Source organism: Thermocladium modestius, from assembly GCF_055398215.1.
This window is the reverse complement of record NZ_AP043731.1, coordinates 447,001-470,921: the sequence shown is the minus strand read 5'-3', so window position 1 is coordinate 470,921 and position 23,921 is coordinate 447,001. Positions and strand designations below refer to the sequence as shown.

Sequence of the window (23,921 nt, the reverse complement as noted above, 5' to 3'; positions counted from 1 at the left end):
CGTCTTCCCCGTGTTGGGGACTATACATTGGTAACTATTATTGCTGCGGTTATGAATAATATTGCATCGGTGGTTATGCAATACATGCAGTAAGCGCCGTGCTTTACTTGGAGGGCCAAGCCATATAAGCCTATGGCTATTCCTACTATCGACAGCGCCAATGCGGGTTCCGCATAATTCATGGCTATTAACAAAGCCATTATTGCCAACGCGGTTGCCGCGCCTATTGCAACTGCTAATCGGGTGCGCCGTGGCACAATGAAATTGAATATTTCGCAGTGAAATATGCCTGGCAAACAAGCGTTCACACGTTTCATATTTTGATATGTATAATATATCATCAATGCGGAGCCGAAGGCAGGCACCAGGGCCAGTAACTGCTGCATGGATTCGCTTCAGGGAAGAGCGAATTTAATATTGAGATGAGAAGCGCATTTTTTGCATAATGATACGAAGATGGGGCCTTGCTAATTTAAGGCGGGAAAGCCAGATCGCAATCCAACATGCAGCCCCGGCTATTTATCTGTTTATTTGATGCAGGGCAGTTCTCGCCCTTAGAGATCTATGCAATGCCACAGACCAGATGGATGGGCTTCCAATATAATGATCCAAGTATATATCAGGTACTCCGGTTGCTGCGCTTATCCTAGATGGGTGGTTCCACGCCATCCCTTTACTCACCAAAGTATCCCATTCCCTTTTAACCAGGTCTAAAATGCAAGGCACATCGAACTCCACTCCGAGAACGGCGAGCGACATTACCAACCTAGGCCATGAACTCCCCATCTGGGGAGAAATACTCACCACCTCGCCGCTTGGTCTAGCCAGGTTAGGGGTGCATATGGTAGATGCTCTTCCATTAATGTCGCAAATATATCTTAGAATGCTGGCCGCAGATTCCCGATCAGGGTAGTAGGGGAGCCCAGTTATGGCCGCCCACCACATGCCAGCCACTTGACCCAGATATAGGGAATCACCGGCATCCGGCGATCCCCTCCACGCATCGAAATACTTTCCATTAAATAATTTATGGATGGACCTCTCGGCCTTCTCCACCATGACCGATATATACTTTACCATCTCATCCTTGCCGAGGATCCTCGCGATCTCCCTAGCCGCATAGAGGGACTCCAAATACAACGTGGAGGTATAACTATCGATCCCCTCTATCGAAGTCACATCAAACGAGGTATCCGCAGATCCCTCCAGCTCCGGCAATCCATCACCATCCTTATCGCGAGATGCCTCCCAATTCAACGCCTTCACTATTACAGGAAATAATTTCGCAATTAAATCCGCGTCGCCGGTCACTATATAATACCTATAGGCTAATAATATGAAGGTTGGATTCAAATCCTTCCATCGGGGTGGGGAGGTAGTTCCATCTATTGGATTGTCAAGGGACCAAAAACCAAGATCGTGAGGAACATATCCCTCATCATCTATATGCGATGCCAGTAACTCCAAGAAGGAACGCTCCAACATAGGCAGATTCAGCAATATAGGAATGGAGCCAGCCTCATAAGTCCAACCCCCTATAGTGCCCAATACAGGAAAGTTCTCGGGGGACTCAAACATAGAGAATCTACCACGCTCATCCAACCATGTATTAGTTGAAAGGATATAGGCCGAGTTGCAAATCGCATCACCTAACCACCCAGGAAGGGAGGCATCATTTGGGCAAAATGATGCTGACTTAGAATATAGCTCGTCGAACATGTCCATGAAGTGCCTCGCCACTTCATATGAATCCTTAAAGAAATTTCCATAATAATGCCTATAGGGGTAATATATCCATGGATTATTGAAGTACCACGAAATGACGAATCTAGCCTCATCCTCTAACTCCCTCACAATCAATCCAGCATAATCATCCCACATTCCCCTCGCTGGACCCGTTGGGGGCGAAAATCGGAGACCTTTCTCCACATATACCCATGGCCTTTCATCCTCCAAGGAATCCTTTACCTTGCCACTGCTTATCACGGCCTTTGGATCCACATTTATGGAATATTGTGGAACCACCATCAGCGGATCGTCTGATATGAGGGACATGTTTCCATACGCTGGATCCAATTCCGAGCGAGACTCCGTGGAAAAAATTATTCCTTTCCTGGCCTCTACGTTTATCCTACCCTTCATAGACGTGCCAACCAGGTTAGGCAGCGATACTGCCACTCTAATCCTACGTCCACTCTTGTTCCTAACGAGCATGCCGAACGCTGGAAGGGAGGAATTCATCAAATCGCCCGGAATCAATGCTGAAAACATGATTAGTTCCACTTTATAATCATCCACTCTACGCAATCTCAGGAAGGGATATGTGGCATCATATAAAAGCCTTGAGCCTTTATTTTCCATTCCATTAACGGTAACATCGGTTTCCATGAATGAACCTAACCCCCCTTCCTCCAATACAAATACATGAAAGCCCCTGGCCGCTCTAAGCGGCTTGTTCCAATTATTGAAAATAGTTAAATTGATCAGCTTCCCCCTATTGCTGAGCTCGACCTTACCGGCCCCAATCCCACCAAGCGGGAGCCCAGCCCTTAACTCCCAAGAAGAATCATATACAACCATCAGCTCCCCGCGCCCTTCAAGCCTGGCTTGAATTTAAATCATTTCTAAATATTTATTGATGCCATGTTTAAGTATCTCAAGTAGGACCTCCAACTTTGGTCCACGCCTCAATGACCTCTCGGGGGCATTTTATGGCCCTCATCGTTCCCTCGCTCATCTCAACGCATGCAGCCGCCACATGGCCATACGCAGCCCTAATCCCCGTGCTATCGTTAAATATATTGAACCCATACCTAACGGCCCTAGTCCTGGCCTCCTCGAGCGAGAGCTCCACGCTGATCGAATCTCCTCTCCTTATGGGCGATTCATACCTAATAAATGCCTCTATTCTAGGCATGAATTCATATATTTTTGGAAGCCCCATCGATCTATAGAAGTCCTCCTCGGCTCTCTCTACGAACCTCAAGTAATTTGCGAAGTGAACTATGCCCGCGGCATCGGTATCCGATAGATAGACCATGTACTTAGCTATGAATGGCATTTATTTGAATGAAGTTAACACTTAATAAGCATAACCCATGCAATTACTGGGACTCCTCATCCACGATAATCTCAACTCATCCCTGAAATGGCAAGGCCCATCATCTATTTCTTGCTAATATATCATGAGCGAAACGAGCCATCACATACGCATATGGCAGATCCATTATTAATAGGAATAGGGAGGTCAACCAATTTCCAAGAGCTAAGTTCACTAATAGAATTGCAGTGAAGATGGATAACGCAAATACCTCCAGGGGGGCCCCTTTCATGGTGACGGCCCTTCCCTTAGGCGTTACCCTCCAATGCATGGGAAGACGAAGAAGGCCCTTAAAGCTGGCCACAAGCAAGTGAGGCGCTAGTGCTCCCATTATGGCGGAGCTGCGGCCGGCGTATATCATCGCAGTGATCCCATCAAAACCACGCCTCTTTAGGGAATCCCCATAGAAGGCCGACGAGACGACCAACAAGCTCATATGTATGGCAGCCAAGGGCCATAGGAGAACCATCACGTCAATCCTCAACAAAGCACTTCCCAGACCGGCCACTAGTATAGCTAAGAACAGCGTGGGTATGGCCATGTACTGCATCAGGAACGCGGCGGAATCCAACCTAGCCCAGAGACCCACGGGCGAACGCAACACATCCCATAACCTCCTCCTCAACACGTCGGCTGTGCCGTAAGCCCACTTCGACTGCTGATACCTGAACACGCTATACGTGCTTGGATTTTCCACCAATGTGGTCAATTCCAGGAACTTAACCTTAAGGCCAGCCCTCAATATCTTGGTCCCCATGTCCATATCATCCTGAGGCGCAAGCGGGCACCACCCCCCTAGCTTCCTCAGTACATCTGCCCGAAATAACGTTCCAGACCCTATTACATAAAGGGGGAGACCCAAGGCTTGTCTGCCGCCCCATAAGCAATCCACGGTGAAATCCATGGACGCGGAGACTGCCTGTGACACAAGCGTGTCAAAATTGCGGCCCCTCCACCTGCTGACCACCGCCGCCACGTCCCCCTTAGCCAATGTCGCTGCCCGTCTTGGAAATAGGGGATCAACTTCGCTGTCCACATCGATGACCAACACGTAATCCCCGGAGGCGTGCTTGAGACCCTCATTTAAGGCACCTGTTCTCCCCCCGCTCGGCTTTTCCCTTCTGATGATTTTCACTTTGAACGTGGGTTTCATGGAGGCGACGTGCCTTTCCAGCTCGGCGAATTCATCTTCCTCATCATCGCTAACCATGAGTAACTCCATATCATCCTTGTCCCATTCCACCTTCTCCAACGACGCAATCAATCTAGACACCAAGCTAAGCGGCTCCCCCTTCACGGGAACTATCACCGATAATCTACCGAGTGGGTTTTCATTAACGTGCTCCCCTTCTCGTCTCCGGTGTAAGTAAGCCGAATAATAGATCATTTCATTAATGGTCAACAGGAGAGTTGGCAGCCAAAGGATCACCGTTATAGCCATCACGGCCGCCAATGCGACTATCATTGCAGAAATCCATAATGATCAGTTTTTAAGCATCTTGGTCTTTGGGCTTAGTCGACCTTATGACGACGACCTCGACTGAATACTTAATTCGGCGGTGATGTGAATATACGTGGGGAATGAGCAGCGTGGAGGTGTCCACTATAGTACCTCCAGTCTTCTTGATTACCGCGGCCGCCGCGCTTGACTTATGAATGGAATATATTATGCCGCAAAATGACATTGATGACTTGACCATCTCCACATCGATTCCCCGCCTGCTCCAAATGCCGAATGGGGGATTAGTGAAGCAAGTAGCGTTAAACCCATCCCTGATCGCCGGCAATAATGCATCCATGACTGCCGCATCCACATCAAGCCCCATGGAATTATCCACGCAGTCCCCAACTGCATCTAGATCCACGTCTATGCAAATCGAGCGAGATCCCAGCAATGATGAGGCTATGGCAAAACCACCCGGACCGCATCCTATATCGACCACCCTGCCCAACTCCCCCCTTATGAACGATAGCCATACTATCGATGCAATCAGCTTGGCCGGAGTGACGTATTGCTCCAATCTCAGTTTTGGCCTGCTGAAGCCGTGAATCGATTGAACCCTCATCTCCAACTCCTTCAATGAATTAATCACTAGGAATCCACCTCTCGATTATACACGTACATGCAATGATTTAACGCATGAATCGAAGAAAATGAAAAATAGCCGGTACGATTTAACGCATTAATAGGTGAGTGGGTGAAATCCAAGATGGCGGCCATTGACTTAATGCCGGCCAAGCCCCTCATCTATCGGCCTCTGGCGGGAAGTAGCCGAAGCTGCCGTATATTGCTGGCAAGTCCATCAACCTGTGCCCCTTCAACGCTTCCATGAATGGCCTTAAGTTGTACCATGATGGAGTCACCATCCTTAACCTATAGGGCATGTTAGACTTACCATCGCTTACCAATGTGTATAGCAGGGTACCCCTGGCAGCCTCGGTGAGCGTAGTGTACTCGCCCTCCGGCACCACCAACCCCACCAATGTCCTGAAGAAGTAATTCCTTATATCCTTGCCGACCTTCTCTCGCTCCTTAGGAGGAACCCTGGCCAGCAACTTACTTCCTATAACGGGGCCCTCCGGTATGTCCTTTACGGCTTGCCTTATCATCTTCAGGCTTTGCCTTATCTCTTCCACCCTCACCAAGAACCTCGCATACGAGTCGCCCTCATCCGATACCGGTATATCGAAGTCCAGTTTCTCGTATATCTCATATGGCTCTGCCTTCCTAATATCATATTCGACCCCGCTGGCCCTCAAGAATGGCCCAACTGCCCCGAACTTTATTGCCTCATCCCTGCTCAATATCCCAACATCCTTCATCCTAGCTATGGTGGCTGGATTCTTCACAAATATCCTGCCGAACTCATCCATTTTCTTCTCTATGTAGAACGTGGAATCATATATGTACTTCAACATGTCCTGATCCACGTCCCGCCTCACGCCGCCCGGTATTATCCATGAAAGCGTGGTCCTGGCCCCAGTTATCCTGGCGAACGCCTCTATTATGAGCTCCCTTAAACCAAAGGCCCACATGTAGCCGGTAGATTGACCAAGGAACACCGCTAATATTCCCGCATCATAGAAGTGATCCGCTATCCTGCTGAGCTCGGCCAATATGGTTCTTATGTACAAAGCGCGTGGAGGCACGTCTAGGTCCATCATCTTCTCTATCAATCTCACATATCCTATGTCCATTATGGCGGACTCCGCTATTGTTGGTCTCTCTATTAGCGGTATGGCGTGTATGTAGAGTCTAGTCTCGGCTAGTTTCTCGACCGCCCTATGCACGAAACCTGGATCCGGAATGGCATCCACTATGTAGTCTCCCTTCAACCTTAATATTATCCTCATGTGGCCGGAGCCGGGATGAGCCGGCCCTATTAACACCAAGTATTCGTCATTCCTATAGGCCTCCTCCACGGCCTCCTTGGGCACAGGCAGGAAAAGGGATGAGACCTCTTGAGGAACCTGTGCATTCACATCTATCGCCACTTCCTTCTCCTCCATCCTTATCACCTCTCCACTATGACTCTCCCAAGGGAGGGTATTTCATGTTCCTTCCTGAGCGGGTACTTTATCGGCGTGTCGGGGCTCAGCATGAAGTTGCGGCCCATCCAGGGATTCCCCTCAAACCACACCCCAAACAATTCATGCATTTCCCGTTCCTGGTAATCCGCGCCTGGATAGATGGATATTATGCTAGGCACCTTGGGATTATCCCGCGGGACCTCCGCGTTTATAGTTAGAAGGACCGCCTCCATTCCTTTCTCATAGGAGCCCAAGACATACTCCACCCTAAAAACTCCCTTAAGAGGTAAGTCGATGATATTGATCGACTTAACGTGATCGAATCCCAATTTAAATGCGGACTCCACAGCATTCGCTATATTATTGGCATCGGTGGTGGCACATAACCTATTCATTCCCTGCAGTACCGCGTTAATGCCAGCATCCTTTAGCTTGGAGGATAACTCGTTTCCCTGAGGCCATTGCAGATTAGCTGCTGGCTTGCACGTATTTATGTCCTTAACCTCCTCCCTTCTATGAGGCGGTGAGGGCGGGTTTTGGGGCTTTGGTGATTTGGGCAGCGTCGTGGAATCGTATTTATTGGGAGCTATGGATGGAGTCATCTTTCCCTTCTCTATCTTGTCCTGCACCATCCTTATCGCCCTTATAACTGCCTCAGGGGTTGGTGGACAACCCATGACATATGCATCTATGGGCAATACATCCTCCGCCTTTGCCACGTGATAGGAGTTCCAGAACACGCCGCCCTCCATTGCGCATGCACCCATTGCTATCACGAACTTGGGGCTGGGCATTTGATCATAAACCACCCTTGCTATCTTGGCCATTTTCAAGGATAACGTGCCCTCTATTACTATAGCATTGGTCTGCCGTGGCCCTAGAAATGGAAGGAATCCCCACCTCTCTGCATCATAGCCCGGAGCAGATGTCTGGGCGAACTCGACCCCGCAGCAAGCGGTGACCAAGTGGGTGGGCCATATGGAATACTTTATGCCCCACCTGCTTATCTTCTCCGGAAGCAGAGGAATCTCTTGGCCGGTCAGCGATATCTTTATCTTTGGTACTAATTCGCTACTAGTCATAGTTAATCACTTCCTCGCCGCTTTTTTAATCTGTGGGGAATAAGCTAGCTCGGTGGCATCCCGGTAAGCAACGTATATGGCGGGCAACATCGTTATCAACGACACGGCTAGGAAATACATTAATGGTAGAGCGGGGTAAAATGATAACGTCAACAACAATCCTATTACTGGCTCCACCGATAGAAACATTATCAAAAATCCAATGTATTGCATCGGCAACATGCTCTTGGCTTCGCCCACAGGTATGTTACCCGCCTCGAATCTCATGGTCTTAACCGGACTTTCCTTCCTTTTCCCGAAGATCCTCCTTAAAAGGAGTACCACGCCATCAGTTAACAATCCTATGGCCAAGAGAAACACCACCGCCACAATGGAACCCACAGCTGACATAACTGGGTTGTAGAAACTATATTTATAAGCATAACTAGACCTCCTATCCATAGTGGAAATAACAATTGAAAAATAAAGGCAGAAGTAAAAACCGGCAGACAAGCCGACTGGTCTCCTCCCCGCCTTGAGGGGCGGGGGTTCCCGGGGTCTGGATTGCCCCCTTGGGGCTACTCCGCCTCCTCCCTTGGAATTGTGGGGAAGATCAGCCCCACCCTTCAAGAGCTGACCAGGGGAGGAGCGAAGGAGAAGCGGGGCAAGCCCCTAAAAACCCACCCCACCCCAAAAGACGAGACCTACCTTTCCTATATCACTCCTATCATTGCCACTAATGGCTCACGACCATAAAGCCGCTTAAACATCTCGGCTTATCTATTTTTGCTCGCTAAAAACGGCAACATCGAGATTATGACCGGTATACTAAATATAGGGGACGCCAATGCATGAGCGAAGACAACTATTAAGGACCAGGCAGGATTGCTGGCCTCCATAAAACTCATGGTGAATGCCAGGAAGGACATCACATAAACCGCCGGAAGCAACCAAGCACTCACCTTTATGGAGCCGTCAAGGAAATCGCGGATCGCCCCGCTTAATAGAAGTGCGGACATACAGGCACTGAACAAAAAGAAGAATAACATGGATAAATAAATGGAATACAATAAATTAGCCGTCGCACTTAGAATAATCATTGCCAATAAAAGCAAGTCCCTCTTTAGCATCTCTCTCTTCGCGATTTTCCAGGAAATGAAGATAGCCAATGCCGTTGATGCTAGATAGTTTATCATAACTGACGCCTCCCTCATATAGGTTATTAGATATCCTATGGTTACTCCCGCATTGCTGCCGCTAATGGCTGCCACAAGCGGAAGCGTAGGAGCTATGAGTGGAAGCGTGGGTAGGTCCACCCACGTTCCTGCATTCAACAACAATGTGAGGAAGATGCCCGTGAATTGAACTCTCCATTTCTTATTTCCCACGAGAGGCACCAAGGATATCAAGTACATCAATGGAAATAATAGAGAATTAACGGATTCGCTGGCCACCCCGATTGCATTCGCAATTGCATTATTAGAATAGAAGAATCCCAGCTGTATCTGTGGAACTATTATGAGGAGGTTGGGAAGGTTGCCAAATATAGTCTCCAAGTATATTATTCCCATTACTATTTCACCCGCTATTATGCCTATGGCCTTCAACCACTCCCCGCACCTACCTGCATACAATGCAATTAGAATTACAGGGGAAGACGCTATGGCAATTAATGGATTGACTGGGATAAGTGTGACTGGAAGCATTGAGGCAAGGGATGCCAATATGAACCTACAATCCTTTCTATCCAATACCTTGCCATACATATACGATATTATGGGCATAATGATTATAATGGCTATTGCTGCATATTCCTCGGAATTCATTGGATCAGCCATATACTACGAACTTTCCATACATGCCCGATGATGCATGCCCTGGAACAAAGCACAGATACCAATAGGTACCTGGTTTAGTTGCGTTGAATTTCAGCAAATAGCCGCTGTAGGTATTGGACGATGCAGGGGATAGGCCGTTTATAAGTAGGGTGGGCGGCATTTCGGAGCCTGGAAAGGCTGGTTGATCCTGGTTGGGCGACACGGAGGCTGGGTACGGTGGTGGAGTGGATGTGATGCCGAAACTATGGTTGAGATAACCGTCATCTATCACAGCTATTATCACTGTGGAGTCCAACGGCACCTCTATTGTGGGATTGGTTAAATTAAATAATTGAAATGTTAATATATTATTTGGAGGACCGGCCAAAATAATTAAGTAGACGGTCTTGTTTGTGAAAGTAATAATATCAGCCGATTTATTTATGGAGATCCCTGACGGTCTATAGGACACCAATGACTCTAATTCCGCCGAGTTCACCGTGAATGCACCGCTAAGCGAGCTGAGCAACTCAATGGGGGACTGCGTTGAAGTGGATGCGCTTGATGTAGAATTGACTGCTTGAGTAGATGTGGAGTTAACGACTTGGGTGGAATTAGAGGAGGTAGATGGTGTTACTTGACTGCGGGGAGGATATAGGTATATCAATGTGCCGATCCCGGCTATTAGAGCTACAATCACAACCATAGTTACGTAGACGAGGTGCCTATCCATCATGGCAAACGATGCGGATGCTTTATAAACTATCCATCGCTAGTCAAACAATATGAATAAGCGATATTAACTTCGATCCCCTCAAAGCATCATTAACATTGTTAGCTATCAACGAAACAAATGTAAAGCCAAATTGATGCCCCGCCTTAATTGGCGAGGCTTGTCTTCCTTTTATAATTCTACTCATTCAATAATTGTTCATTCTATATATATTTCTGCCATCATGGTCCAATGACCAGGGCCGCAGTACTCTAGGCACCTAACCAAGCGAGGACCTACGTGAGAGAATTGATAAACGAAGACAGAGACGTAATCTGGACTAACTTGTGTCTGAAATTCAAGCGTTCCATCAGGGCTATATAGACCGAAGTCATGATTTACGTCAACTGACGTTAACAAGAAAACTATAGGAACATTCGGAGACACGGTTAGATTCTTGGCAGCCATTAATGTTCCGTTAGATGCCACGGTATAGAAATCCCAATACCATTGACCAGCATATACCACCACTATTTTTATCTTGCCTTGATTCTGGAGAGGCAATAACTCGTTAACATCTTGCTGTATTACGTTGTTACAAGCCGCGGCATAATGGCCCGGGGCTGCATATGGACATTGAGTCTGTAGATTGGATACTCCGAGCGAGTTAAGCGTATTGGCGGTCACGGTCTGCGGCGTCGTGCCCACCAATGCAATATTTAATATTATTATTGATACTATCGCAACTAATATCCAATATTTTTCAAATCGTTCCATTTTATGCCTATAGCGATCTTGAGATGAATCGTCCATATTATGCTTGGCCCTCGTGGCCACCCATATCAATATACCCGCACTTATTATCAATAAAATTGTGAATATGTCAGCCAAAGTAAGAGGGCCCAACCCTATATTTGCTGCATATGGTATGGCCATAACCATCATTGTTATTACCGATCTTTATAAATGGAGGGTATATGTTCATAGATAATTAACTCAAACAAATTATTTTTAAAAATGATATAAAAAATATTCGTTTAAAATTACAAATAAATAACAACCGGTTATAGCTTATTTAAACCATATTAAAAGCATGGATATGGCCCTGAGAAGCGAGTCCTACGATTCCTTGGAGAAAAAGGCTGGCCGTATTGCTCTCAAGTATCTTTTTACTTGGTTTGGCATATTCCTTGCAGGGGGATTGATGGGGTTAACCATGAGATCCCAGCAAGCCGATTTGATTAGCATAGGTACATCTCCCTTCTATATATTGATGACAATGCATGGTCAATTCATGTTCATAGGACTGGGGACCTTCGGCATGATGGGCGTTACTTGGTATGTCTTGGTGAAGGTTCTTCACGTGGACCTGGATTACAAGCTAGTCGACGCAATTTTCTGGGTGCTTGTGATGGGATTTGCGCTGGTTGGCATAAGCGGTTTATATGGGGAATTTGCCGCTGGTTGGTACTTCCTTTATCCCCTCCCCTTATATGCTGCGCAAGATCAATGGACTCTATGGGGAGTTGCCACGTTTTCGCTCGGAGAATTATTAATTGGACTGGGAATAATACTATATACAATTGAGGTATTAATTGTGGTGGCCCGGCGAGGCGGCAGAGGCATAAAGAATTCATTAAGCGCTATAGTCAGGGGGCTTGGCTTTGATGGTGTGATGAAGAGCACAGATAAGTTCGATGTATCGATCTTCCCATTAGTAGCGGACGCATTGGATATGTTGATAGCCACTATTCCGTTGGCAGCGCTGTTGGTAGTGATGTTCATAGGATCCACTATCGATCAAAACTTTGGATTAAACGTTGGCCTTGCAGACAATATGTTCTGGTACTTCGGCCATCCAATAGTGTATCAATTGCTATTCCCGGCAGTGGCAGGCATGTATCTCGTTTTCCAATCATACTCTAATAGAAAGTGGGTGGGCTATGCAACGACGGGGGGCATATGGGTCCTAGCTGCACTAACCAATCTACTGGTATGGGGTCATCACTTATACCTATACCCGTTTCAGCCGCTGCCGGTGAACTTCCTTGCCCAACTCTCCACAATGGGCATCTCAATAGTATCCGCGGTATCCATCTATTCCCTGCTATCAATGACTTGGAAGGGCGGGATAAAATGGGATCCCCCAATGCTTTTCACCTATATGGGGATATTTGCATGGCTAGAGGGGGGATTCAGCGGAATAGCTCAAGCCATGATAGGATGGAACCTATACCTACATAATACCCTCTGGATAGTCGGCCACTTCCACCTGTTTGCCTTAATGGTGGTCGCAATGACTGCAATAGCAATGATCTATTATATAGTGCCCCGAATATATCAAGGAGTTAACCTATACGATAAATGGAGCAAGGTGCATTTCTGGATGAGCTTAATAGGAGGTTACGGCTTCGTCAATGTATGGATGGCAGAAGGATTGCTGGGCGTCCCGAGGAGGTACGCATATCATTATTTGTTAAGCGTATACAACATACCTGTCCCTAACCTAGACTTGCTGGGCGTAATATTCGCCACCATATTGGGAATAGGCCAAGGCATATTCGCATTAAAACTATTCAATGAATTGGTAATCAAGAGAATAAAGAAGATCGGAGTAGAGGTGGAACAATATGCCTGAGAAAGAAGGAGAGAAGAAGGAGGAGGTAGACTTGGTGAGGAGGCGCACGCTAAAGGCGCTGGTAACGCTGGCCGGCGCCGCCATGATAATTAGCGCGGTGCCGCCCATAATAGAGGAGATAATACCGCCGGTGAGCGGCTTGACAAGCTTTCCCACGTTGAAGTTGTTGGATCCCAGCGGCAACCCAATAAAGGCAAGCAGCATACCTCCAAATACGTCTTACCTATATGTGTTCAACTATCCATTATCCAATGAACCCAACATGTTGATAAACATAGGCGATCAACAGGGAAATCCAGTGAACGTGCCGCCCACTACAGTAACGGTGCCTCAAACCGGAGCTACATACGACTTTCCCGGCGGCGTGGGGCCGAATAATTCAATAGTGGCATATAGCGGTATATGCCAGCATCTAGGTTGTCAAACTCCCTTGATATCCTTCTACCCCAATATACCCTCATGCCAACCAGCCCAGACCAGCGCTGGATCCCTTAAGGGAGTAATCCATTGCTTATGCCATGGAAGCACATATGACCCGGCCAAGGGCGGTGCGGTGGTGACGGGCCCAACCGTTAGACCATTGCCCTACGTATCGCTCAAATACGATCCAAGCACTGATGAATTATATGCGGAGAAGATGGTTGGTCCAGTGATATATGGACACCCTGGCTTCGGGAATCCGACCGATTCCGTAGTAAACAACCCGATGGGTGACTTACAAGGAGGCTCCCCAGTAACCCAAGCAGTTGTAAATAACCTAGGAAAGCTGTCTCAATGCGGGTGATGAGGAATGGAGGTCAACATAAGAAAGAAAGTTGGCCAGGCAATTGATAAGGCCAAGAGCTTCGATTTCTGGGCATGGCTGGATGAGCGGGCTAAATTAAGCGAGCTACCGCTGGTGGGAACGCCGGATTACATGTTCAAGCTTGGCTACTGGACGGGGGGAATGACTGCTGCCGCATTTTTCTGGCAAGTGATAAGCGGATTGTTATTATTGATGTATTATGAGCCCGGCAATGCATATTCATCAACAGAATACATAGTTAATAATGTGGCCTTCGGCAAGATATTGCTGGCATCACACTTATATGGGGCTTATGCCATGATATTCTTGGCATTCGTCCATCTATTCAGGAATTACTTCGTGGGCGCCTATAAGAAGCCCAGGGAGCTCCAATGGGTGCTCGGGGTTATCATGGGCGCTGCCGTTCTCGGCACAGCATTCTTCGGGTACTCCTTGGTAGGAGATACCTTGTCAGTGGATGGCGCTGACGTAGCGAAGGGCCTCCTTCAAGGCGCGCCGCTGGGAAGCTTGCTGCTCAATATATTCTTCGGGCCCGGAGGAGAGACCGCTCAATTCACCAGGGTATTGGCATGGCACATAACGCTTGCCGCATTGGTGGCGTTATTATTTGCACTGCACTTGGGATTGGCTGAGCAGAATGGAGTCATGCCTAGTCCCAAGCTATTTAATTATAAATCGCCGGCCGAATTGGATAGAAAGGAAGCGCCAAAGTGGTGGCCCAACAACTTCCTTTACACTGCTGCAATACTCTTCTGGGTCTGGGGGTTCATATTGATAATACCGTCCATACTCTTGATGCTCCCGCAAGGCTCCATACCCATTTTGCTATCTCCATTACCAGGACCATCTCCTACCAGTGCAGCCGCGGCCAGCATACCGCCTTACCCATTGTGGTTCTTCTTGAATGTTTATAAAATAGTTGATTTTCAATTACCACTATTCCAAGGCGGCTCCGGACCATTCATAGCAGTAACGGTGGGAGGAATAATACCGCTGCTATACCTATTGTTATTGCCCTTCTTGGACCGCAGCGATAAATTGCACCCGTTGGATAGGATGGTTCACACGGTTATAATAATATGGCTGATAACGGTATGGTTGATAATATATGCTATTTGGGGAGCCTTGACGCCTGGACTTCCCATACCGCCCATCAGGGTGGCCGAGGTGACGCTAATTCCCACAGCAATAATATTGGCAGGAATGGCGTTCGTATATGCAACGTGGAAAGGACCTAAGCCCGGCAACATGAAGCAACCTACGCTGAGGGAAATCGCTGTGAAGCGGGCATACGCTACCCTGGTTCTAGCTTTCTTAGTGGCAGTGGAGGTCATAATAACCGCCGCACTGTGGAAAGTATTGCCTGATGGTTCGTTCGAGCCCATGATAGGAGTATTGGTTGGAGCCGGTTTGGTTGTATTCGGCGAAATAATAGCACTATATAGGTATATAGCATACCCGCCCAAGCCTGGGCGAAGTAAATGAATCCATGGTCGATATACTTCGTTTATGGCGGCGCCGCCGGAATGGTGGCGGCCGTGGTTCTCGTAATATGGCGCTACAAGGCAACTAAGGAATTATCAATAAAATCATTGTTATGGTTGCTCTACATCCTGGCGGCAATGTCTATAATGTTCGGGGCAGCTGCCTACTACTTAGCTAGTCCCAATACCGATAATCTATTCACCGCCATACTTATAGCTAATGTATCCATGATCGCTTGGCTTGTATTCCTGAGCGGCAATACTGGCAGCGACCGCGTAATTGATCGTAAGCTTTCCACTGTTGCCGTGGCGGTTGGGGCATTAATAGGCGAGATCTTGATGGGGATAACCTACACATTATACTTCAACGGCGCAAGTAACGATCTATTGCTCAGGTCCCTCAATAGTCCTTGGTTCATAGTGCCCATGACCGTGGAGGCGGGCATAAGCTATGCATTAAATAAGAGAAATGGAGGATTATTGAGCAAAATAGCTCCTCTATGGATAATCAATATGTTGTTTAACCCCATAATGATGGGGAGCTATTGGTTCGAGCTCTCGCTCTCTGCTTCCGCCATCATAATGACCATTACAATAATTATCATGCTGGATTATCTTCATAGGCACAAGGTCATCCATGATCATGACATACATGTATTCGTAGGCGCAAGCATAGTTATGGCAATTATGATGCTGGTTCAATTACTTGCATATATTGGATTCATTCCATGGATCTCCTACGGAGCAGCCGTGCTTGTGGACATGGCTTGGTACTTCGTGGTGTACCTCAACGATGATTTAATGGGTGGGCGAACTTCATGGCTGACAAAGCCCGTTATCTTGGCATTATCCCTTTCAGCTATATTTGTAGCTGAGGCGGCCATGGGTGGAGTGATTTCAATGGAAGCAGGATGGCTTGACGTAATCCAGCTCAAGTCATTGCTTAACCCCATTAGCGTGATCGGTTCAATAGAGTTCATTTCGTCATTATCCTTGAGCCCGGGTTTCTTAATTATGATGGGGATAGAAATGGGATGGTTAGTTGCTGCAAAGATGAGTGAATCGCGTAATCTAGAGAATAAGGTAAGGATGATCATGATGATGATGGCCTATGTACTCTATAGCATTTATATTCCAAGTTTCCTCCCAACTGGGTTGGTAAAATATCCTTATTTGGATTGGAGCATGGGTCTTGGCACTGCTGGACCCCTTGCTCCCTCGCTTTTAATAGCTGTGTTGGGCACCTATGCCATAAATGGCATCCTGTCATTCCTTTTCGGATCAAGACAGGTCTGTTCCCTAACGTGTTCCGCAGCTTATATGTGGCAAGGCACATTCTATGATGATCTCAAACAAATACGATTCAATGCTGGAAATCGCCAAGTACCGCGGGGAGTTATACGTAAGATACATGATGCATTGATTACATCAATAATGCCTCTTCTAATAGCGCTGGCTGTAATCTCTTACATGGACCAAACAAAGTACTTAAACGTGACCGCATGGGGAGTCGATCCATTGGTGTTGCTTTACTTGATCTCCTTTGGAGTTATTTGGTATGTGATGTTCGCATTATCGCCGTTGCTGGGCACTTATAATTGCGTCACGTATGGATGGTGTCATTGGGGAGCGTTCAATCAATTGATAGGCAGGCTCGGCTTTTTCAAGTTGGTGGCGAGGAACCCCAATGCATGCATATCATGTAAAAGCAAGGACTGCATTAGAGCATGTCCCACGGGTAACTCAAGCATGCCTGGCAGCTTCATAGCCAAGGGGTATTATAAGAGCATTACTTGTGTGGGCGTCGGCGAGTGCGTAGAGGCTTGTCCCTACGATAACATAGAGATGTGGGACGTTAGGCGTTCGTTGCGACTTCGCCTTCCCATGTTGAAAAGCACGAGTTCTACCTAGGTCCCGCTCAAATACGCAGATATTTCCATAATGCTTGGTGCATCACTCATTAATAATGAAGTTATCGTTAATCAATAATTAATATTAAATTATTGAAGTGCTAGGACTCCCCTTAAACTGGAGGTGTTGGATTTAAAAAGGCAGATGCTTGCGTGATTTAATGAGCATACCTGCCAATCCAATGATAGCTCTACAGACGAGACCCGTTAATCTATCCTACGCATCATCATTTTTGAAAACTGTTGGATGTAATGTCGATGATTCAATCACCCCAGTGATAAGGACGGGCAGGGAACCGGAGATAATGATAATGAGCGGGTTTAATTTCAATGAATATTTAATATCGAATTCCTTGACGTTAATGGCATCATCGTCTTGCCCCACCAACATAAAGAGGCAATTGTTTCCTCATGTAGATGACGCTGTATATGTACCATATGCAAATGGTGGGGCGTTCTCCGACATAACAATGGATAGGGGACGATTGGATGAGGATGGAATAGATGTATTCAACGACTTCCTATTGCTGAATTCCAAGTACTCCTCCTACATACATGAGCTTATGTGGAGACTAAAACCGAAGCTCACATTAATAGTGACCCTAAACGAGGAGGGGGATGAGATGTACAAGCCCCATGCGCATTTTCTAATGGAGGGATTTAATGTGCATTTAATGACGCTCCCACAAGGCTTACCTCCATATGATGTAGCGTATAGGTTGGCCAGGCATATACACGATACATTGAAGGTCGCGCTAGAAGGAGAGGCATTTACTCCCTATAAGGCAGAGGTGACTGCGGAGGGCGATCTAAAGTCATTAAGCAGACTGTTGAGCGTTCATGGAATACCGTTTGAGCAAGATGGGGATAGGTTCATAGTCACAGTCATAAATAGGTTCACCGATCAATTGCTTCCAATAATAGACCATTTCATTCCAATATATTCACTATCAGTACGACGGCTAGCTCAATGAGGGATAAGACGCCCATGCCCATTAATGCAGCCCGCTCGCTGGATACGTAGAATAACACCGCGGCTGAAATTAACGGCAAGACCGCCACTAAAACGGCTAACCCTATCAATATTATCATGAATAATGGCAGCGTACCCATGGTTATCTGCTTCATAAACGAATTTATTGTGGTATCCAGCAATCCAACCCCCACCATTATGGGCATAACCTCCAATATCATTATTGGAAGTAGATTCAACAATGCATTTATTCCAAGCACTAACAGCAACGGTGAGGAAAATGCTAAGTATAGGATAAATGATAATAACACCTTTGATTCCAATATCTTCTTCCTGCCTAACGGCAGCATCTTGAGCAAGTAATACCCTCCCAGGTCCACCATATAGGATAGATAAACAATCATCACGGTGACTATGCTCATCATCAATTCAAACGGCATGATGCTTATCAACACAAGCCTAGGACTAAGGTATTTATATGGAACTATTAGCACCATTATCAGGGATATGATACCATAGGCTATAGGAACCATAGTCATCATCAACAATCTGCTGGATCTATATATTGCCTTCAGTTCCTTTAATATCATGGAAACAACCAAATTTCTCTTCCTTAACCTAATAGAACCAACGCGCGAAGCCAAACCTCCCTCCATGAACAGCGATCTATAATCTATCCTCGCCAGCAATGATATGATTGCAAGGGCTGCTGCTGAGTATAGCACGACCGATGCTATAACAGGGGAAGCTGGAGATAACTCAGCCGACACTAAGTTTATTATTGGGACATATCTAATCAAGGACAATGGCAGCTCAACTGATGTGAAGATCGCAGTGGATGTGGAGTATTCCATCATTATAAGAGGAAGGAAGCTGCCTATCATTAAGAAGGCTATCATCACCGCCGAGACAAGCATCATCTGCATCATGGAAGATGAGCCCTTGGTCAGCACCATCATCATTATTGAGAAACACGCAAATGCATAGATTATTGCAGCTGCAGTTATCAATGGCGATAAAGGAGATAAAAAGAATGATAATGCAATACCGACCACAACATTGGCGGCGAGCGGCGCATCCATTACCCTCAAGGTAGATCCTATCAGGCCACGTTGAATTGACTCTCTATCGATGGGAAGCACCAAGAAGAAATCCATCAAATATGTACCTCTAATGGAATATAGCAATTGAAGAGTGTCTATTAAGAGAATGGAGAACGTATACGAGAACACAGTCAATGGATATGAAGCGGAGAGGGCCACTGGATTTAACTGACCTACTATATGGGCAATGGATTGCCCCGGCATTGAGGCGGTGGATCCCAATCCCTTCACGAACGTGGCCGATAGCTTTATCAGCGCAACATCCACTACATACATGAATATTATGAAAAGCGATATGAAGGCCTTCTGGATATAGGATATCTTCATCACCCTCCTCAATGCGCTGCCTTCAATAATGGTTGGCAACCCATGAAGTCTAGAGCCTACAACACCCTGAAATAACAATTCCCTATACATTAATTCTCTTATGCCCAGTTTTCCCGTGATTTCCCGCATAGAATCACGGCATAAATAAATGTTCCAGCGGCGAACCTACGTGAACTTATAGTCAACAATCACCGCCATTTTGCGGGACTCATCAAAAGGCTTAAGTTATTGATTTCCGCTTAGGACTGCCTTAACGTATTTATCCATTTCAGTCTCCTCCAGAACTAATTTCTCCAGTTTATCCTTGCTTAATTCTGAGGAATCCACTATATTAAGCACTGCGCCATTATTGATTAGAATCACCTCGCTGCATAATCTCTCGGCCACGTCTAACATGTGAGTAGCCATCAGAATGGACCTTCCATTATCCTTGTATTTATTTAATAATTCCCGCAATATAACGATGGAGGCTATATCCAACCAATTGAAAGGCTCATCCAATAACAGAACTTCAGGCCTATGCATCAATGCCGTTACTATGGAAATCTTTTGCCTAGTACCTATTGATAACGATGAAATCAATTTACGTGCCTGCGCATCTAATCCAAAAGCATTCAATAACCACTTAATCCAGTCGCTATGCTCAGAGCCCAAGCCTCTTACCGACGAAATGAATTGAATTGTCTCTTCAACAGTCAACGAGTCAAATAATAGAGGAGACTCAGGAACGTATCCTACTATTTTCTTGAATTCATTACTGCCGGGATCCATTGGTACCCCATCTATTTTAATAACACCGCTGAAAGGCATTAATCCCATTATCGATTTTATAATCGTGGTCTTGCCAGCGCCATTTGGGCCCAAAAGGCAGGCTATCCTTCCTCTCTTGACGTTGAACGATATATCCTTTATTATGTATGTGCCGCCTATTGACACCCTCAATCCATCAACGCTCAAACCATCCATTTCGTTCGGGATAATGCCTTATTATTTAAAAACGTTAGCAAATAGGCAAGTGTTAATACATTGAGTTACGGGCAAAGCATGGAGACCATGCCAATCCTAAAGGACTATTATTCTAAGCATGCCATCAAAAGCCTTATTACTCGCATCAGGCCATGTCTCCCAAGCGAGATATAGCTTGATCAAAATAATTATAGGAAAAATTTAATAGTATGTAATAGCCATGCTCCAATGGATGCAGGAGATGAGGTAAGCAAGGCAATACAGAAGATACATTCAGAGGTAATGATGGAATTCATGAAGGATTGCTCCGGGCTGGAATTCACGGATATAATCAATTGCGTCTCCGAGAAGCTGAGGGGAGCCGGATTGGAGGTGAAGGATATACGCATGCTGGATTTAGATGGAAATCAAACAAATGAACCTAACGCGGTCAAGTACGTGAGAGCGGTCGCTATGGGTAACATGCCTAACGTGGAGCACATATTCACATTTGCAACAATAAAGAGAAGAGATAAATTCAATGTATTATTCATGCAATCCGCTGTCAATTACAAGTAATTATTTGATCCCCTTCACAGAACCCAGCTTTGATATAATGGAGATTGCCCGTTTGAGCAGTTCCTCCGTTGATTCGCGGCTCTTGGTCTCCGCGTATATCCTCAGCTTCGGCTCGGTTCCGCTTCCCCTGATCAATAACCAACTTCCATCCGCGTAAATCACCTTTATCCCATCCATTCTAACTACCTTGCTTACCTCGCCGAGACTAGACAGTGAATCAATGATGGCATCTCCATTTGATGCAACGAATTCCTTTGAGTTCTGCATAGCCATATCTATCCTGGACGAATACATGGTCCCGCATATCGAGGTGATCCTATCCAACTCCACGCTTGCATTGCCATCTATCAACGATGCAAACAAAGAACCACTGTATATCCCATCTTTCTCGGGTACATGCCACGAATACGCCAAACCACCGCTCTCTTCTCCTCCAATATCTATTTTTCCATCTATTATTAGCTCAGATATGTATTTTATTCCAACTGGTGTCTCATAGAGCGGAACCCCAAACCGGGACGCTAAGCAATCTACCAAGTGAGTTGTGGCAACAGTCCTTCCTAATCCCCTCCTTATTAATCCTAAATCGTTCAACTTGTTAATCATGATCGGTATGATTCTATTTGCACCGAGAAAACCAAGCCCCTTCACAGCAACTGCCAATCTATCTGCATCACCATCATGGGCGATGCCTAAGTCAAAATCACCACTTGCCACTGCATTTATCATCTCACCCAAGTTCCTCTCCTCAGGCTCCGGCTCTAAGCCTCCAAAAGACGAATCGTGAAAGCCATGTATCTCCTTTACCCTCATGCCCAGGGATTCCAGTATCTTGGATGTATATCCAACAGCTGCCCCATGCATTGGATCCACTATTACGTTGAGGGATTTATTGATGTCAACCCTGCTTTCAAGCCATGATAGAATGTAATCAATATATGGATCCTTTAACGATACGGTAGGCATTGATTTGCTAGGCACATCCCTTATCGACTTAATTATATCATCCCCCTCGTCACGTATTATCTTCTCTACCTCATCAGTGTCATTGGGAAAAGCTGAGGAACCGGCCATAGTTATTATCTTGATGCCGTTATATTGAGGCGGATTATGGCTGGCAGTTATTTGAAAGCCTAGGTGAAAGCCCATCGATTTAACAGCCCAAGCAACGGTGGGGGTGGGGGTGGGCGAGTCCACCACCAACGCATCAAATCCATGACTAGCAGCTATCACCGCGGCTACCTCGGCGTACTCCTTCGATTTACGCCTGGTATCGTATCCCACCAACAAGCGAGTCGCTCCATACTGCCTACTCCAATGCCGCAACGCAGCCTCAACTATGGTGGCCACCACCAATTCATTAAATGTAGAATCTATTATTCCCCTAACACCATCCGTGCCAAATCTTACGTTCACGACTATGACGAAACGCTGGAGAAATTAAATATTTTCCAGAAAAGGACGAGAAGTCCTAATAGAATTACCATCTACTTAAAGCAGCCATTTTTGAATTAACGTTCATAAAGGAAAACATGAAAGATAAAAATACCTTATTTTATTTTACCTTAATTTTACCTTGACTTACTGTTTCTTTTTCTCCTGAGTCCCTTCCTCCTTCTTCTTCTTCGCCACCCAAATCACCCAACTATAGAGTGGGATCTCCTCATATTAAATGTATCGATAACTATTTTTACTTATTTTTAAGTGAGAAAAAACTCTTTTTCCCATTTTTATTGAGGATCCTATTAATTAATATACAACCTATAACCGTGTTTTTCTGCTATAACTATCGTAGAAAAACACCATCAAATTGAGCAGACCTATGGTCAGTATAAATGATAACCAAAGCCGTTGCTAAGACACAATAAATGCTAAATAAGTAAACCGCTTTAGTAATAGAAAAATATATTGCATGCTGAGCCCTCCAATACTTGAATGCTTTTGTTGCTGGACTATGCCTCATTGCTATAATTTTCAGAGCATGCAAGCCTCGCCCTAGATTAATTCCATAAGGTGGGGAGCAGGATCTACCACCGTAATGACTAGCAACGGAGTAGCGACAGTAAAGGGGTGTCCCCCAAGACACCAGGAACCCCACCCCTTTAGAGCAGGGAAGAGGTCAGAAGAAGAGACTGCCTTCTTCAAAGGAGAGAGGAAGTCAGGGCGAAAAATATACCTATATTCGTTCTACCAATGGGATCTCCTAAATTCTCCCTTAATTCAGCTTTAAATAAAAACAATTATATTATTTATTATTTCTATTTTTCTTAATTTATAGATATTTCGAGAGCCTCTTCTCGGCCTCCTCCCAATTCAATACGTTCCAAATGGCATCTAGATATGCATTCCTATTGTTCTTATATTGTAGATAATATGCATGCTCGAACTCGTCAACTATCAGCAAAACTGGTAACTCGGCTATGTGTTGATTGTAGTGGTTCTCGAATGTGGTGAAAACCAAATTGCCGGTCTCCGGGTCATAGTATAGCGTTGCCCATCCAGAGCCGGGAAGAGACCTCATCACCTCGTCAAATATCTTCCTGAATTTATCGTACCCTCCATATTGCTTCGTTATTAGATCAGCTAGCTTGCCTCCCGGTTTTCCTCCGCCCTTGCCGCTGGGCGCCATGCTGTGCCAATAAATTGCATGCAGTTTATGGCCGTTTATGTTGAAAAATAGATTTCTCAGCAATCCTTGTATATCGTAGCTCGTCACATCACCTTTCAATATCTTCTCCAACCTATCAACAGTTGCATTGGCACCATTTACATAACCTTTGTGATGTCCATTATAATGAACGTCTATTACCTGCGCACTTATGTGCGGCTCCAAGTCGCTTGTTTTATATGGAAGCGGAGGTAGTTCGTATCTCTTGAAGAGGTTTGCGCTAGACATGGTTTTGTCCACCAGTTATTATTTAAAAATGTTTTTTCTA

The 23,921-nt window shown here is 45.8% G+C and carries 21 protein-coding genes; 6 read left to right on the top strand and 15 right to left on the bottom strand.

The window, feature by feature from the left end; translation table 11 throughout:
• Positions 1-20 precede the first annotated feature (20 nt).
• From ACZ5ZS_RS02320 to ACZ5ZS_RS02270, 11 genes are all read right to left on the bottom strand, one after another.
• Positions 21-386, bottom strand: a complete 366-nt coding sequence (locus ACZ5ZS_RS02320) for a hypothetical protein (RefSeq protein WP_075059700.1) — start codon at positions 384-386, stop codon at positions 21-23.
• A gap of 133 nt (positions 387-519) precedes the next feature.
• Positions 520-2,580, bottom strand: a complete 2,061-nt coding sequence (locus ACZ5ZS_RS02315) for a GH116 family glycosyl hydrolase (RefSeq protein WP_188596278.1) — start codon at positions 2,578-2,580, stop codon at positions 520-522.
• A gap of 76 nt (positions 2,581-2,656) precedes the next feature.
• Complete coding sequence (locus tag ACZ5ZS_RS02310) at positions 2,657-3,061, bottom strand: acyl-CoA thioesterase (protein WP_188596277.1); 405 nt, start codon at positions 3,059-3,061, stop codon at positions 2,657-2,659.
• A gap of 100 nt (positions 3,062-3,161) precedes the next feature.
• On the bottom strand, positions 3,162-4,565 hold the full coding sequence (locus ACZ5ZS_RS02305; protein ID WP_188596276.1) for a glycosyltransferase family 2 protein: 1,404 nt from the start codon (positions 4,563-4,565) through the stop codon (positions 3,162-3,164).
• 25 nt (positions 4,566-4,590) lie between these two features.
• Positions 4,591-5,193, bottom strand: coding sequence for an METTL5 family protein (locus ACZ5ZS_RS02300; RefSeq protein WP_188596275.1), 603 nt, complete (start codon positions 5,191-5,193; stop codon positions 4,591-4,593).
• Positions 5,194-5,344: 151 nt separating this feature from the next.
• Positions 5,345-6,610 carry an NADH-quinone oxidoreductase subunit D gene (locus tag ACZ5ZS_RS02295; protein WP_188596274.1) on the bottom strand — a complete coding sequence of 422 codons (1,266 nt, stop codon included), beginning with the start codon at positions 6,608-6,610 and terminating at the stop codon, positions 5,345-5,347.
• A 5-nt stretch (positions 6,611-6,615) separates the two neighbouring features.
• Positions 6,616-7,713 carry an NADH-quinone oxidoreductase subunit NuoB gene (gene nuoB / locus ACZ5ZS_RS02290; protein WP_188596273.1) on the bottom strand — a complete coding sequence of 366 codons (1,098 nt, stop codon included), beginning with the start codon at positions 7,711-7,713 and terminating at the stop codon, positions 6,616-6,618.
• 6 nt (positions 7,714-7,719) lie between these two features.
• Positions 7,720-8,103: an NADH-quinone oxidoreductase subunit A gene (ndhC, locus tag ACZ5ZS_RS02285; RefSeq protein WP_188596272.1), complete on the bottom strand. Its 384-nt coding sequence runs from the start codon at positions 8,101-8,103 to the stop codon at positions 7,720-7,722.
• Between the two features lie 365 nt (positions 8,104-8,468).
• Positions 8,469-9,518: a hypothetical protein gene (locus ACZ5ZS_RS02280; protein ID WP_188596271.1), complete on the bottom strand. Its 1,050-nt coding sequence runs from the start codon at positions 9,516-9,518 to the stop codon at positions 8,469-8,471.
• Between the two features lie 4 nt (positions 9,519-9,522).
• Positions 9,523-10,242: a sulfocyanin-like copper-binding protein gene (locus tag ACZ5ZS_RS02275; RefSeq protein ID WP_188596270.1), complete on the bottom strand. Its 720-nt coding sequence runs from the start codon at positions 10,240-10,242 to the stop codon at positions 9,523-9,525.
• 198 nt (positions 10,243-10,440) lie between these two features.
• Positions 10,441-11,157: a cupredoxin domain-containing protein gene (locus ACZ5ZS_RS02270; protein ID WP_188596269.1), complete on the bottom strand. Its 717-nt coding sequence runs from the start codon at positions 11,155-11,157 to the stop codon at positions 10,441-10,443.
• 157 nt (positions 11,158-11,314) lie between these two features.
• Between ACZ5ZS_RS02270 and ACZ5ZS_RS02265 the strand changes: the two genes are divergently transcribed.
• From ACZ5ZS_RS02265 to ACZ5ZS_RS02245, 5 genes are all read left to right on the top strand, one after another.
• A complete protein-coding gene (locus ACZ5ZS_RS02265) occupies positions 11,315-12,859 on the top strand; it encodes a cbb3-type cytochrome c oxidase subunit I (protein WP_188596268.1) in 1,545 nt (514 codons plus the stop codon).
• Positions 12,852-13,643 (top strand): Rieske 2Fe-2S domain-containing protein, encoded by a 792-nt coding sequence (locus ACZ5ZS_RS02260; RefSeq protein WP_188596267.1) that lies wholly within the window; start codon positions 12,852-12,854, stop codon positions 13,641-13,643. Before ACZ5ZS_RS02265 ends, ACZ5ZS_RS02260 begins: the two co-directional genes overlap by 8 nt.
• Positions 13,644-13,649: 6 nt before the next feature.
• Positions 13,650-15,149, top strand: a complete 1,500-nt coding sequence (locus ACZ5ZS_RS02255; RefSeq protein ID WP_188596266.1) for a cytochrome b — start codon at positions 13,650-13,652, stop codon at positions 15,147-15,149.
• Positions 15,146-17,059 carry a 4Fe-4S binding protein gene (locus ACZ5ZS_RS02250; protein WP_188596265.1) on the top strand — a complete coding sequence of 638 codons (1,914 nt, stop codon included), beginning with the start codon at positions 15,146-15,148 and terminating at the stop codon, positions 17,057-17,059. The genes ACZ5ZS_RS02255 and ACZ5ZS_RS02250 overlap by 4 nt, the downstream gene beginning before the upstream one ends.
• A 160-nt stretch (positions 17,060-17,219) precedes the next feature.
• Positions 17,220-18,032 carry a hypothetical protein gene (locus ACZ5ZS_RS02245; RefSeq protein WP_188596264.1) on the top strand — a complete coding sequence of 271 codons (813 nt, stop codon included), beginning with the start codon at positions 17,220-17,222 and terminating at the stop codon, positions 18,030-18,032.
• Here the strand turns inward: ACZ5ZS_RS02245 and ACZ5ZS_RS02240 are convergent.
• Together ACZ5ZS_RS02240 and ACZ5ZS_RS02235 are read right to left on the bottom strand one after the other, a co-directional pair.
• Positions 17,989-19,461 (bottom strand): hypothetical protein, encoded by a 1,473-nt coding sequence (locus tag ACZ5ZS_RS02240; RefSeq protein ID WP_188596263.1) that lies wholly within the window; start codon positions 19,459-19,461, stop codon positions 17,989-17,991. The genes ACZ5ZS_RS02245 and ACZ5ZS_RS02240 overlap by 44 nt on opposite strands.
• A gap of 225 nt (positions 19,462-19,686) precedes the next feature.
• Entirely contained in the window at positions 19,687-20,427 is a 741-nt protein-coding gene (locus ACZ5ZS_RS02235) for an ABC transporter ATP-binding protein (protein WP_188596262.1), read from the bottom strand.
• A 228-nt stretch (positions 20,428-20,655) separates the two neighbouring features.
• On the opposite strand from ACZ5ZS_RS02235, the gene ACZ5ZS_RS02230 reads away from it, so the two are divergent.
• The gene (locus tag ACZ5ZS_RS02230) at positions 20,656-20,985 is read left to right on the top strand and encodes a hypothetical protein (RefSeq protein WP_075058975.1); all 330 of its coding nucleotides are present in this window, start codon (positions 20,656-20,658) and stop codon (positions 20,983-20,985) included.
• Here ACZ5ZS_RS02230 and ACZ5ZS_RS02225 read toward each other — a convergent pair whose 3' ends face one another.
• Both ACZ5ZS_RS02225 and ACZ5ZS_RS02220 read right to left on the bottom strand, forming a co-directional pair.
• Positions 20,986-22,401, bottom strand: a complete 1,416-nt coding sequence (locus ACZ5ZS_RS02225; protein ID WP_188596261.1) for a phosphohexomutase domain-containing protein — start codon at positions 22,399-22,401, stop codon at positions 20,986-20,988.
• Positions 22,402-23,257: 856 nt separating this feature from the next.
• Positions 23,258-23,881, bottom strand: a complete 624-nt coding sequence (locus ACZ5ZS_RS02220) for a superoxide dismutase (protein ID WP_075058971.1) — start codon at positions 23,879-23,881, stop codon at positions 23,258-23,260.
• Positions 23,882-23,921 lie beyond the last annotated feature (40 nt).

Excerpts from the sequence above, each read along its gene's own strand:
- ACZ5ZS_RS02320 (WP_075059700.1), bottom strand. The coding sequence starts at position 386 with ATGCAGCAGTTACTGGCCCTGGTGCCTGCCTTCGGCTCCGCATTGATG.
- ACZ5ZS_RS02280 (WP_188596271.1), bottom strand. The coding sequence starts at position 9,518 with ATGAATTCCGAGGAATATGCAGCAATAGCCATTATAATCATTATGCCC.
- ACZ5ZS_RS02235 (WP_188596262.1), bottom strand. The coding sequence starts at position 20,427 with ATGGATGGTTTGAGCGTTGATGGATTGAGGGTGTCAATAGGCGGCACA.
- ACZ5ZS_RS02260 (WP_188596267.1), top strand. The coding sequence starts at position 12,852 with ATGCCTGAGAAAGAAGGAGAGAAGAAGGAGGAGGTAGACTTGGTGAGG.
- nuoB (WP_188596273.1), bottom strand. The coding sequence starts at position 7,713 with ATGACTAGTAGCGAATTAGTACCAAAGATAAAGATATCGCTGACCGGC.
- ACZ5ZS_RS02230 (WP_075058975.1), top strand. The coding sequence starts at position 20,656 with ATGGATGCAGGAGATGAGGTAAGCAAGGCAATACAGAAGATACATTCA.
- ACZ5ZS_RS02275 (WP_188596270.1), bottom strand. The coding sequence starts at position 10,242 with ATGGATAGGCACCTCGTCTACGTAACTATGGTTGTGATTGTAGCTCTA.
- ACZ5ZS_RS02315 (WP_188596278.1), bottom strand. The coding sequence starts at position 2,580 with ATGGTTGTATATGATTCTTCTTGGGAGTTAAGGGCTGGGCTCCCGCTT.
- ACZ5ZS_RS02295 (WP_188596274.1), bottom strand. The coding sequence starts at position 6,610 with ATGGAGGAGAAGGAAGTGGCGATAGATGTGAATGCACAGGTTCCTCAA.
- ACZ5ZS_RS02265 (WP_188596268.1), top strand. The coding sequence starts at position 11,315 with ATGGATATGGCCCTGAGAAGCGAGTCCTACGATTCCTTGGAGAAAAAG.
- ACZ5ZS_RS02310 (WP_188596277.1), bottom strand. The coding sequence starts at position 3,061 with ATGCCATTCATAGCTAAGTACATGGTCTATCTATCGGATACCGATGCC.
- ACZ5ZS_RS02245 (WP_188596264.1), top strand. The coding sequence starts at position 17,220 with ATGAGCATACCTGCCAATCCAATGATAGCTCTACAGACGAGACCCGTT.
- ACZ5ZS_RS02250 (WP_188596265.1), top strand. The coding sequence starts at position 15,146 with ATGAATCCATGGTCGATATACTTCGTTTATGGCGGCGCCGCCGGAATG.
- ACZ5ZS_RS02220 (WP_075058971.1), bottom strand. The coding sequence starts at position 23,881 with ATGTCTAGCGCAAACCTCTTCAAGAGATACGAACTACCTCCGCTTCCA.
- ACZ5ZS_RS02240 (WP_188596263.1), bottom strand. The coding sequence starts at position 19,461 with ATGAAGATATCCTATATCCAGAAGGCCTTCATATCGCTTTTCATAATA.
- ndhC (WP_188596272.1), bottom strand. The coding sequence starts at position 8,103 with ATGTCAGCTGTGGGTTCCATTGTGGCGGTGGTGTTTCTCTTGGCCATA.
- ACZ5ZS_RS02305 (WP_188596276.1), bottom strand. The coding sequence starts at position 4,565 with ATGATAGTCGCATTGGCGGCCGTGATGGCTATAACGGTGATCCTTTGG.
- ACZ5ZS_RS02270 (WP_188596269.1), bottom strand. The coding sequence starts at position 11,157 with ATGGCCATACCATATGCAGCAAATATAGGGTTGGGCCCTCTTACTTTG.
- ACZ5ZS_RS02255 (WP_188596266.1), top strand. The coding sequence starts at position 13,650 with ATGGAGGTCAACATAAGAAAGAAAGTTGGCCAGGCAATTGATAAGGCC.